11 protein-coding genes are annotated in these 11,558 nt (G+C 63.9%); 4 read left to right on the forward strand and 7 right to left on the reverse strand.

Going from position 1 to position 11,558, the window contains the following annotated elements; genetic code table 11:
- Nucleotides 1-248: 248 nt before the first annotated feature.
- The 4 genes from ACVOK8_RS09790 to hflK form a co-directional block, all read right to left on the reverse strand.
- Nucleotides 249-1,541, reverse strand: a complete 1,293-nt coding sequence (locus ACVOK8_RS09790; RefSeq protein ID WP_481511078.1) for an adenylosuccinate synthase — start codon at nt 1,539-1,541, stop codon at nt 249-251.
- Nucleotides 1,542-1,786: 245 nt separating this feature from the next.
- A complete protein-coding gene (locus ACVOK8_RS09795; RefSeq protein ID WP_303747084.1) occupies nt 1,787-1,972 on the reverse strand; it encodes a DUF2065 domain-containing protein in 186 nt (61 codons plus the stop codon).
- 191 nt (nt 1,973-2,163) lie between these two features.
- Entirely contained in the window at nt 2,164-3,027 is an 864-nt protein-coding gene (gene hflC / locus ACVOK8_RS09800; protein ID WP_481517068.1) for a protease modulator HflC, read from the reverse strand.
- The gene (gene hflK / locus ACVOK8_RS09805) at nt 3,024-4,130 is read right to left on the reverse strand and encodes an FtsH protease activity modulator HflK (RefSeq protein ID WP_481536487.1); all 1,107 of its coding nucleotides are present in this window, start codon (nt 4,128-4,130) and stop codon (nt 3,024-3,026) included. The genes hflC and hflK overlap by 4 nt, the downstream gene beginning before the upstream one ends.
- A gap of 297 nt (nt 4,131-4,427) precedes the next feature.
- On the opposite strand from hflK, the gene ACVOK8_RS09810 reads away from it, so the two are divergent.
- Nucleotides 4,428-5,423 (forward strand): YhdH/YhfP family quinone oxidoreductase, encoded by a 996-nt coding sequence (locus ACVOK8_RS09810; protein WP_481566639.1) that lies wholly within the window; start codon nt 4,428-4,430, stop codon nt 5,421-5,423.
- Between the two features lie 90 nt (nt 5,424-5,513).
- Nucleotides 5,514-5,897 (forward strand): twitching motility response regulator PilH, encoded by a 384-nt coding sequence (pilH, locus tag ACVOK8_RS09815; RefSeq protein WP_481566640.1) that lies wholly within the window; start codon nt 5,514-5,516, stop codon nt 5,895-5,897.
- Between the two features lie 310 nt (nt 5,898-6,207).
- On the opposite strand, the gene ACVOK8_RS09820 is transcribed toward pilH, so the two are convergent.
- Both ACVOK8_RS09820 and ACVOK8_RS09825 read right to left on the reverse strand, forming a co-directional pair.
- Nucleotides 6,208-7,107 (reverse strand): DnaJ C-terminal domain-containing protein, encoded by a 900-nt coding sequence (locus ACVOK8_RS09820; RefSeq protein ID WP_481566641.1) that lies wholly within the window; start codon nt 7,105-7,107, stop codon nt 6,208-6,210.
- Nucleotides 7,108-7,233: 126 nt separating this feature from the next.
- Nucleotides 7,234-7,671 carry an Hsp20/alpha crystallin family protein gene (locus tag ACVOK8_RS09825; RefSeq protein ID WP_481566642.1) on the reverse strand — a complete coding sequence of 146 codons (438 nt, stop codon included), beginning with the start codon at nt 7,669-7,671 and terminating at the stop codon, nt 7,234-7,236.
- A gap of 152 nt (nt 7,672-7,823) precedes the next feature.
- Between ACVOK8_RS09825 and ACVOK8_RS09830 the strand changes: the two genes are divergently transcribed.
- Together ACVOK8_RS09830 and ACVOK8_RS09835 are read left to right on the forward strand one after the other, a co-directional pair.
- Nucleotides 7,824-8,306, forward strand: a complete 483-nt coding sequence (locus tag ACVOK8_RS09830) for a redoxin family protein (RefSeq protein WP_481534261.1) — start codon at nt 7,824-7,826, stop codon at nt 8,304-8,306.
- A gap of 26 nt (nt 8,307-8,332) precedes the next feature.
- Nucleotides 8,333-8,902 carry a ferritin-like domain-containing protein gene (locus tag ACVOK8_RS09835; protein WP_481566643.1) on the forward strand — a complete coding sequence of 190 codons (570 nt, stop codon included), beginning with the start codon at nt 8,333-8,335 and terminating at the stop codon, nt 8,900-8,902.
- A gap of 215 nt (nt 8,903-9,117) precedes the next feature.
- Here ACVOK8_RS09835 and pbpC read toward each other — a convergent pair whose 3' ends face one another.
- Nucleotides 9,118-11,460, reverse strand: coding sequence for a penicillin-binding protein 1C (gene pbpC, locus ACVOK8_RS09840; protein WP_481566665.1), 2,343 nt, complete (start codon nt 11,458-11,460; stop codon nt 9,118-9,120).
- Between the last annotated feature and the right edge of the window lie 98 nt (nt 11,461-11,558).

Genomic DNA, 11,558 nt, shown 5'->3' on the forward strand with positions numbered 1-11,558 from the left:
GCTGGGGGGCCCACTGCCCTGCTCTGTCTGCGCTCTCGGGCGGTCGGGGTCCCTGAGTCGGTGCGCGCGGCCGCGAAAGCCATACCCCCCCCCCCCCCCCGCCCCCCCCCCACTACAGGCTGGGCTTTATCGGTAACGCCCTCTGCCGACCATGGGTCGGCACTACGGGTTGGGCCTTGTCGGTAATGCCCCGAAACGACAACGCCCCGCTTTCGCGAGGCGTTGTCTGTTACATCACCGCGGCGCTATCAGCCCCACGGATCCTGCAGAACCATGGTGTGGTCGCGGTCCGGGCCGGTCGAGACGATCGACACCGGGCAGCCAGCCAGTTCTTCCAGCGCGCGCAGGTAGGCACGTGCGGCCGGCGGCAGCTTGTCCCATTCGGTCACGCCATGGGTATTTTCGGTCCAGCCCGGGAACTCCAGGTACACGGGGGTGCATTCTTCCCAGCCCTGTGCGTCCAGCGGGGCGTATTCCGAACGCTTGCCACGGTATTCATAGGCAATGCAGACCTTCAGCTTTTCCATGCCGTCGAGCACGTCGAGCTTGGTGATGCACAGGCCGGAAATACCGTTGATGGCCACAGCGCGCTTCAGCGCGACGATGTCCATCCAACCGCAGCGACGCGGACGGCCGGTCGAAGCGCCGTACTCGGCGCCACGGTCACGGATGCCCTGGCCGATTTCATCGTCCAGCTCGGTCGGGAACGGACCGCCGCCAACGCGGGTAGCGTAGGCCTTGGCGATACCCAGCACGTAGTCGATGGCATCGGCGCCAACGCCGGCGCCGGCCAGTGCACCACCAACGGTGGTGTTGGAGCTGGTGACGTACGGGTAGGTGCCGTGGTCGATATCGAGCAGTGCGCCCTGGGCGCCTTCGAACAGCACGCGCTTGCCCTGCTTGCGCAGGTCATGGCAGATGCCGGCAACGTCGGACTTCATCGGCTCGACGTATTCGCCGAAGGCCAGTGCTTCCTGGTACACGGTGTCGAAATCGACCGGCTCCACGCCCAGGTACTTGGTCAGCACGAAGTTGTGGTAATCCAGCGCGGTACGCAGCTTTTCAGCCAGCTGTTCCGGGTAATGCAGGTCAGCGATACGGATGCCGCGACGTGCAACCTTGTCTTCATAGGCCGGGCCGATGCCGCGACCGGTGGTGCCGATGGCCTTGCCACCAGCAGCCTTCTCACGCGCCTGATCCAGGGCGATGTGGTACGGCATGATCAGCGGCGCTGCCGGCGAGATCTTCAGGCGCGAACGCACTTCAACGCCAGCCGTTTCCAGCTCTTCGATTTCCTTGCGCAGGGCGGCCGGGGAAATCACCACGCCATTGCCGATCAGGCACAGCGCGTCATCGCGCAGGATGCCAGACGGGATCAGGTGCAGGACGGTCTTCTTGCCGTTGATGACCAAGGTATGGCCAGCGTTGTGACCACCCTGGAAACGAACAACTGCGCCGATTTCTTCGGTCAGCAGATCGACGATCTTGCCCTTGCCTTCATCGCCCCACTGGGCGCCGAGAACAACAACTGATTGACCCATGACGGGTAACTCCTGAATTTGCTGCGGCCATCGGGGCCGCGGACGGGGCCGTGCGCTGCGCTGCAGTCCGCCATCATGGACACCCCATCGGGGAGCATCCGGCAAACGCCAGGGCCATACACGGAAAAAGCCGAACGGGGCACTCCAAGAGGAGCAAGCCCGACCGGCTTTTGTGGATTATCCGGGTTTTGACTGACAGCTACCACCCCCGAGGCTGCAGGTTGGTATGGGCGTCAGGGTTTGGTTCAGTGGCGGACCCACCAAAGGACTGCCAGGCCGATGAACAGTGCCGCAGCGCCCATTCCGCGCAGGGAGGCAGCAGGTTGATCCAGCATCTGCGCGGCCATCCGCTTCCACGCCAGCGGCGCGATGAACAGGAACAGGCCTTCGATGATGGCCACGAGGCAGAGGGCGGAAAAGAGGTCTTGCATGCGCTATCGCCATTGCCTTCTCCCCGCGGGAGAAGGTGCCCGTAGGGCGGATGAGGGTGCGGGCGAAGCCCATCGAATAAAAAAAGGAATCAGGGACGTCTCGCCCCTTACCCTCAGCTCGCAAGCTGCCCTCACCCCAACCCCTCTCCCGCAGGCGGGAGAGGGCTAAAGCAAGGGCTAGAGCAAGGCGATCAGCGATCGCTCTTCATGTACTGCAGGAACGGGTCGTTCTTGTCGAGCACGATCACGCCGTTGCCGTCGGTCATCGACGAGCGATACGCCTCGAGGCTGCGGTAGAAGGCGTAGAACGACGGATCGGCCGAGCCAGCCTTGCCGTAGATGGAGGCGGCCGAGGCATCGCCTTCACCGCGCAGCTGCTGCGCATCACGCTCGGCTTCAGCCACGATCACGGTACTTTCGCGGTCGGCCTGGGCGCGGATGGTCAACGACTGCTCTTCGCCCTCGGCGCGCAACTTGGCGGCCTCCTGCTTACGCTGGGCGCGCATACGCTCGTAGACGTCGGCGATCACCTGGCTGTCGGTCGGCAGATCGATCTGCTTGATGCGCAGGTCGATGATCTCCATGCCCAAGGCCGCAATTGCCTCGTTGATAGACTTCAGCTGGCCGGCAATCAGCTCACCACGATCACCGGATACCAGCGCCTGCAAAGTGCGCGAGTTGATCTGGTTACGCAGTGAGTCGGTGATGATCGGCGCAAGGCGGGCGTTGACGATCTTGCTGTCGCCGCCGGTGGCGCGGTAATAGGCGCGCACGTCGGAGATCTTGCCAATGGCGAAGAAGTCGACGCTGACGTCCTTCTGCTCGGCAGTGAAGTAACGCGCCGGGGCGGTATCCAACACCTGGAAGCGGCGATCGAACACGCGCACGGTTTCAACCAGCGGCACCTTGAAGTGCAGGCCCGGCTTGATGTCGGCACGCACCACCTTGCCCAGGTTGAGCACCATCGCGGTCTGGTCTTCACGCACCACATAGACCGAGCCCAGCAGGCCCAGCAACACTGCGACGACTACGCCGATAACGACTGAATTTTTCATCGGCCGGCCTCCTCACGCGATGCCGAGCGCGAGACCGAACGGTCCGCGTTGCGAATGCTGTCGGTTGCCGCCGGCAATGCCGGTGCCACCATTTCCGGGGTCAGCTGCGGCGCAGCCGAGCTCTTGCCCGCATCAGCCGGCATCGGCACGTAGATCAGCTGACGACCGTCACCACCGATGACCTTGCGGTTCTCGGCCAGCACCTGTTCCACAGTTTCCAGCCACAGACGCTTGCGGGTGACGTCCGGCGCATTCTTGTACTCACCCTGCAGCAGGGTGAAACGGCGTGCGTCACCCTCGGCGCGAGCGACGATGGCCTGCTTGTAACCTTCGGCGGTGGTACGGGCACGCGAGGCCTGGCCGCGCGCTTCCGGTACAACCTTGGCGGCGTAAGCCTGGGCTTCGTTGATCAGACGTTCCTTGACCTGCTGTGCACCGTTGACCTCGTCGAACGCCGGCTTCACTTCTTCCGGCGGACGCGCGTCAGGCAGGGTCAAGCCGGTCACGCTGAGGCCGGTCTTATAAGCCTTGAGCGAAGCCTGCAGACGCTGCTCGGCAACCACCGCCAGCGGCCCACGGTTGTTCAAAACGGTGTTCAGATCGGCGCGGCCGACCTGCTCACGCACAGCGCTCTGTGCGGACTGTTCCAGCATCTGGTCAGCATCGACGGTACCGAACAGATACTCGCGCGGGTCGTCCACGCGGTACTGCACGTTGACCGACACGTTGACGATATTTTCGTCGCGGGTCAGCACCGGCACGTTGCTGCTGAAGGTCTTGATCTGCGTTGCGTTGACCTTGACCACCGATTCCAGCGGCCACGGCAGCTTGAAGTTGGGGCCAGGCTGCAGAATGCGCGAGTACTCGCCGAAGCGCAGGACCACGCCGCGCTGCTGTTCGCCGATCAGTTGGAAACTGGAGAACAACAACAGCAGACCCAATGCGACCAGCACCCAGCGCCAGATACCACCATCAAACAGGTCGCGCAGCGGCCCGGGCAGTCCACCACCCCAACCTCCGCCATTGCCGCCACGTGGCGTACGCGGCGCGCGGTTGTTGTCCGCACCACCACCGCTGTTGCCGCCGGGTGTATTCCAGGCCATGCATGCTCCATCTGTAAGGGCCAGGCAGCGGGGGTTCCCGCCAAGGACCTGACCATCTATCGAATCCCGATTCTAACAAGGCAGACTCTGAACAGGTTCGGGGCTACCTGAACAGAAAGTTTTGCCCGCCGATCAGCAAGCCAAGTGTTTGATCCTGCAGTGCGGATCCCAGCCATGACCGGTCCCGCGGTATCCGTGCAGGCCCCGATCGGCGCCTGCTCTGAATAGGAATAAGGGCAGACCAGCCATTTCACAACAGTTATGGTTGCACTCCCCCGTTCCGACGCAGGCCTACCGATGTCCGCTACCGCCCCGTTTACCGCCTTCCGCATCCACAACGACGACGCGGGCTACCGCAGCGGCCCTGAACAAGTGGGCCTGGACCAGCTGAGCCCGGGCGAGGTGGTGATCCGCGCCCGCTGGTCGTCGGTGAACTACAAGGACGCGCTTGCCGGTACCGGCAAGGGCAAGATCCTGCGCCGCTTCCCGCTGGTAGGCGGTATCGACGTGGCAGGCGAGGTTGTCGCCTCCAGCGACCCGGCCTTCCGTGAAGGCGACCAGGTCCTGACCACCGGTTGCGGCCTGAGCGAGACCCGCGACGGCGGCTACAGCCAGTACGTGCGCCTGGAATCCAAGTGGGTGATCCCGCTGCCGGCCCAGCTCAGCCTGCGCGAGGCAATGGTGCTGGGCACGGCCGGCTTCACCGCCGCGCTGGCATTGCTGCGCATGAGCGACAACCGGCAGACGCCAGCCCACGGCCCGCTGGCCGTTACTGGCGCCACCGGCGGGGTCGGCTCACTGGCGGTGGATATCTTCAGCCAGGCCGGCTACGAGGTGCATGCGATCAGCGGCAAGGCCGAGGCAGCGGAGTACCTGAGCGCCATCGGTGCCAGCCAGATCCTCGGCCGCGACGCCCTCGCCACCACCCGACCAATGGAATCGGCGCGCTTCGGCGGCGGCTTGGACAACGTCGGCGGCAGCATGCTGACCAGCCTGCTGGCGCAGACCAGCCCCTATGGCAACGTGGCTTCGGCCGGCCTGGCCGCCTCCGGCGAGCTGGACATGACGGTGATGCCCTTCATCATCCGCGGCGTCTCGTTGCTCGGCGTGGCCTCGGCCGGCACCGCCCGCGACATCCGCGAGCAGGTTTGGCAGCGTCTGGGCAGTGACTGGAAGCCGCGCCACCTGGATCGCATCTGTACCCGCGAAGTCGGCCTGGACGGCCTGCCCGAGGTGTTCGCGACGATGCTGGACGGCAAATCCTTCGGCCGCACCGTCGTAAGAATCGACTGATATCGGCCACAAGTCGCCCCGGCGTGAGGCGCGTCACTTCACGCCGGCGGCGCGCCAGCACTACACTGCCGCCACTACTTGGGGAAAAACATGGCGCGTATCCTGATCGTCGACGATTCACCATCGCAGTTGATGGGCATCCAGCGCATTGTGGAAAAGCTGGGGCATGAGATTTTCACCGCAACTGATGGCGCCGCTGGGGTGGAGGTTGCCAAGCAGGTGCTGCCGGACCTGGTGTTGATGGACGTGGTGATGCCGAACCTCAATGGTTTCCAGGCCACCCGTACACTGCGCCGCGAGGCGACCACGCAGCACATTCCGGTGATCCTGGTGACTACCAAGGATCAGGACACGGATCGTTTGTGGGGCATGCGCCAGGGCGCGAAGGCTTACATCACCAAACCGTTTACCGAAGACGATCTGTCGGCAGTGATCGCTCAGGTGTTCAGTGCCGAGGCGCCGCCGGTTGGGTGATGCTGCTTTCTTGGGGAAAGCTGTTTGGAAAGGCGGGCTTTGCCCGCCTTTCTTGTTTTTGGCGGTTGGGGTTTGCTTTGGGTTTGCTTTGGGTTTGCTTGCTAGAAGCTTCCCCTCACCCCAACCCCTCTCCCGTAAGCGGGAGAGGGGCTCCGATCACGTCGGCTGCTAGTGCACTAGCCCCTCTCCCGTTTACGGGAGAGGGGTTGGGGTGAGGGGAGGCTTCTAGCTAAAGATGTAAACCAAAGGAAAAAGAAAAGCGGGCAAAGCCCGCTTCTCTTCAACAGCAACAACGCAAACCAAACCGCACTCAGCCCTCGCCAAACGCCTTGGCCAGATCCTGATAGGCCTTGCGCTGCTCTTCATTGGTAGCCACCGGCGCAATCACTTCCAACTCCACGATCTGGTCGCCATCGGGCTTGCCCGGCAAACCACGGCCACGCAGGCGCAGCTTGCGGCCGCTGTCCGAATCGGCAGGCACCTTCAGCTCCACCGAACCACCAAGCGTCGGCACGCTGATGCTGGTTCCCAGGGCGGCCTGCCACGGCGTCACCTGCAAGGTGTACAGAATATTGCGGCCATCCACCTCGAACTGCGGGTGCGAGGCGTATTCGACTTCCAGCATCAAATTACCGCCGCCGCTGCCCTGCCCGCTCAGACGGATCACCTGGCCCGGACGAATGCCCTTGGGCACACGCACGTCGAGCTGGCGACCGTCCACGGTGATGCGCAGGCTATCGCCGTTGTAGGCAGCCTCCAGCGGCACCGACAGCTTTGCGCGGGTATCGCGCATCGGCTGCGGGCCGGCACCACCGAAACCCGGCCCTGGACGCCGTCCACCCGCACCTGCGCCACCGCGCTGGCGGGCAAACAGGCTCTCGAAGAAATCGCTGAAACCACCGTTGGCATTGCCGCCACCGAACACTTCCTCGAAATCAAAGCCCTGCCCGCCGCCAAACCCCGGCGGGGCATTGAATTCCTCGCCCGGGCGATAGCCCTGCGCACGCAGCTGGTCGTAGGCCTTGCGCTTGGCCGGGTCGCGCAACGCCTCATAGGCCTCGTTGACTGCCTTGAATTTCTCCTCGGCGCCGGCTTCCTTGCTTACGTCCGGGTGGTACTTGCGCGCCAGCCGACGGTAGGCCGTCTTGATTTCGGCATCACCGGCGCTGGCTTCAACCCCAAGCGTGGCGTAGTAATCCTTGAATTCCATCCTCACACCTCTAAAAAAAAGCTGGCCCGACACCTTGCGGCAACGGGCCATCGTGCAATCGGCAGGCGCCGTGGCCCCATTCTACCGGGCCACGGTGCCTGCGCAGGTGGAAGTTCGCTCACGCCATCAGGCGTTGGGCTGGCCCTGCACCACCTGGATGCGGCGCGGTGCCGCCTCACTGCGCTTGGGAATGCGCACTTCCAGCACGCCATTGTGGCTGTGGGCGACGATACCTTCGGCATCGGCGCTGTCGGGCAGCACGAAACGACGGTTGAAGGCGCCCTGGCCGCGTTCGCTGCGGGTCAGTCGCTGGCCTTCGGCCAGTTCCGGCGCGCTGCGCTGGCCGCTGATGGTCAACACACCCTTTTCCATCTGCACTTCGATGTTTGCGGGGTCAACGCCGGGCAGGTCGGCCGATACGACGAAGCGGTTGGCTTCCTCGCGGATATCGACTGCCGGCACCCATGCGGAGGCGGCGCTGCCGGTGACGGTTTCAAGCAATGGCGACAACAACTGGTGAATCTCGGACTGGGTCGGCCACTGGCGGTAACGTACGATGCTCATGATGTCCTCCTGCAAGATGTGGGGGACTGGCTTGCCGGAATGGCACTGCCTTTCCCATGCCAAGGACGTATTGTGTGAAGACCGCCTTTTCAAGCTGTTGACGCGGTGCTTCCACCGTCTCTTTAAACTTAAATTCAGTCTAGGAGTCCTGCATGTCCATCAACGTTGGCGATCGCATCCCTGAAGTGACCCTCAAGCGCCTGCGCGAAGGCTTGGAAACGATCGACACCCACGCATTGTTCGATGGCCGCAAGGCCGTGCTGTTCGCAGTACCTGGGGCGTTCACTCCAACCTGCTCGGCCCGCCACCTGCCGGGGTACGTCGAGCACTTCGAGGACTTCCGCAACCGCGGCATCGAAGTGTTCTGCATGGCGGTCAACGATCCATTCGTGATGCAGGCCTGGGCAAAGAGCCAGTCGGTGCCGGATGGGCTGCAGATGCTGTCCGACGGCAATGGCGATTTCACCCGTGCGCTCGGTCTGGAAATGGATGCCAGCGCGTCCGGCATGGGCATTCGTTCGCGTCGCTTTGCGCTGTACATCGAGAACGGCGTGGTCCGCGCCACCTACATCGAACAGCCTGGACAATTCGAGGTATCCGGGGCCGAGCACGTGCTCGCCCATCTCCCCACCTAGGGGTTCAACAGAAGGAAAGGCCAGCCATGAGCAAGCAGCCCGCCGCCAAGTCCACCACGCAGTTGGCAGGAATCACTGATCGGAAAACCCTGCGCGCCAACGCGCGCAAGAGCATCGAGGACGGCGCGGTAACGCCGACCTACAGTGCCAACCGCACAGCGGTGATCAAACTGCTCAATGACGCGCTGGCCACCGAATGGGTGTGCGTGCTGCGCTACTACCGGCACTACTACATGGCCAAAGGCATGCTGGCCGACTCGGTCAAGGCCGAGTTCCTGGAGCACGCGCAGCAGGAGCAGGCACACGCCGCCCTGCTGTCCGAACGCATCGTGCAGCTGGGCGGCGAGCCCGACCTCAATCCGGACACCCTCACCGCCCGCGCCCATGCCGAGTACAAGGAAGGCGGCAACCTGCGCGACATGGTGCGCGAGAACCTGATCGCCGAGCGCATCGCCATCGATAGCTACCGCGAGATGATCAATTTCATCGGCGACAAGGACACCACCACCAAGCGCATCCTTGAGCAAATCTTGGCGCAGGAGGAGGAGCATGCTGACGAGTTCGCCGATCTACTGGAAGGCTGGATCGGCGAGTAAGCCGGAGGCTGGGTAGAGCCGAGCCATGCTCGGCTGGGGCTTTGCCAGCAGTCCGAACGTTGTAGGAGCGGCGCAAGCCGCGAAGCTGACACCGATGAAATTGCAGGGATCTCTGCAACCTGATTCATTTGTTGCTTCGCGGCTTACGCCGCCCCCACAATGTTGATGATTGCTTGGAAAGCCCCTGCCGAGCATGGCTCGGCACTACATGGCTGTTAGTTCACTACGCGGAAGCGTACGCGCGTCCATGTGCCGTCGGATGCCAATGCGGTCAACGTGTGTTCGCCGGCATCATTGAAGTCACGAGTAAAGGTGCGGTTGCCCTGGGTCTGCGCAATCCAACGGCCATCCAACAGCCACTCGATCGTTGCTTCACTGCCTAGCGCGCGCAGCTGCAGGCGCGGGCCGTGCTGTGCACCCGGCGGGCGCGCCAGCGTGGCCAGATCATTCAAGCCTTCGATGTGCAGTACACCATCGGATTGCCGACCATCATCGGCGCAGTCCGATGCTAGTGGCGGCAGGCTCTGCGCCTGCCGTTGCGCCACGGTCAGCCAAGGCGAAGCCATCGCCGGCCAACGCGCGACCTCGCGATCCTCGATTTGCGAATGGCCTTCGCAACCGGGCGACAACCGTTGGCCGCTCTTTGCATCCACCTGGAAGCGCATGCGCCCGGATTGCCAGAACCTTGCCTCGCGCTCAGGGAAGCTTGGCGGCACCACACCATCCAGCACCCACGCAGGGAAGCGGCGCTGGCACATCGCAGGCGGGGTCTGCTCGGCGGCAATACCCAGCGGCCAACATATCTCGACTTCACTGACACTGTCCGGCCGAGCACGTACCGCGTTGTCACCGGCCTGTCGCGGCAAGCTGTCAATGACCTCGAACATCAGCGGCAAGGCCGTCACCGCACCGTACTGGCCAGGCAACGGCGTGCCATCCGGACGGCCAACCCAGACGCCGACGGTGTAGGAGCGGGTGCTGCCGATCGCCCAGGCGTCGCGGTAGCCGTAGCTGGTGCCGGTCTTCCAGGCCACGCGTGGGCGATTACCAGTATCGAACGTGCCGACGCCATAGCCGGGACGAGGATTGGATTCGAGTACATCACGCACGATCCAAGCCGCGCCCGGTGAAACCAGCCGCCGCTCGATGCGCGGATCTTTCGGCGTGTAGCGCACGCGACCGGCTATACCTTCGCGGTTCAGTGCGGAGAAGGCACCGACCAGATCTTCCAGGCGCGCGCCGGTGCCGCCAAGGATCAGCGCAAGGCTCGGCTGGGTGCCATGCGGAAAGCGCAGATTGATTCCTGCATTGCCCAGCCGAGCGGCAAAACGCGAGGGACCAACCCGATCCAGCAGATCCACCGACGGCACGTTCAAAGACAGCCGCAATGCGGTGGCCGCACCAACCGGACCGTTGAATGCCGCATCGAAGTTCCCGGGCCGGTAGCCGCCAAAGCTCTGCGGCGCATCGACGATCAGGCTCTCCGAATGGATCAGGCCGTCGTCCAGCGCCATGCCATACAGGAACGGCTTGAGCGTTGAGCCGGGCGAACGCCAGGCCTGCACCATGTCCACATGGCCGAGCCGCGCCTTGTCGGCGAAAGTGACCGAGCCGACATAGGCGCGCGCCTCCAGCGTAGTGTTGTCCATCACCAGCAGTGCGGCAGAGGTGCGTTCGGGCAGCTGTGAGAAGTAGGAAGAGACACGTTCTTCCAGCGTGCGTTGCAGGCCGCTGTCGATGCTGGTTTCGATCTGCGGCACACGCGGATAGCTGCTACGCATGCGTTGCGCGAGCAAGGCGGCATGCAGGGGCTGCTGCAGCGAACGCGCGACCACCGGCTCGATACGCGCGTCGGCCACATCATCGGCCGACCACACCTTGAGTTCAGCCATGCGTTCCAGCACCTTGTCGCGGGCGCGCTGCGCGGCCTCGGGATGGCGATCCGGGCGCAGCCGGCTCGGGGATTGTGGCAGCACCGCCAGCAATGCGGCCTCGGCCTGCGACAGATGCGTGGCCGACTTGCCCAGATAGGCCCAGCTGGCCGCTTCCACGCCTTCGATGGTGCCGCCGTAGGGTGCGCGCTCCAGGTACAGATCGAGGATCTGCGCCTTGCTCAGATGCAGTTCCAGCTGCAACGCGCGCAGCAGCTGTTTGACCTTGCCCCAGGGCGTACGCGTATGCGGATCGAGGATGCGCGCGACCTGCATGGTCAGCGTGGAACCGCCGGAGACGATGCGCCGTTCCAGCAGCATCTGCTTGCCGGCGCGTGCAAGCGCCCACGGGTTGATGCCGGGGTGGCGCCAGAACCAGCGATCTTCGTAGGTCAACAAGGCCTGCAGGTACAGCGGCGAAATGGTCTTCGCGTCTGCCGGGTAACGCCACACGCCTTCGGCATCGGCGAAGGCGCGCAGCGGCGTGCCGTCACGCGCGACCACCAAGGTGCTGGTATCGCGTGATCTCGGTAGTGGTAGCGGGAATGCCAGGTCCAGCACCAGCAGCAATGTCAGCAGGGCGGCGAGCGCCCAGCGCAGGTTGCGGAGCGTGAAGATGGTGCGCACGCGGGTGCCGACGTGTTTCAGCCGGGAGGCGCGCGTTTTCAATGGGGATGATTCTTCAGACATTGCCTGTGGAGCTGGGGCGGAACGGCTTGGCCGCG

The organism is Stenotrophomonas sp. STEN083, from assembly GCF_056759195.1.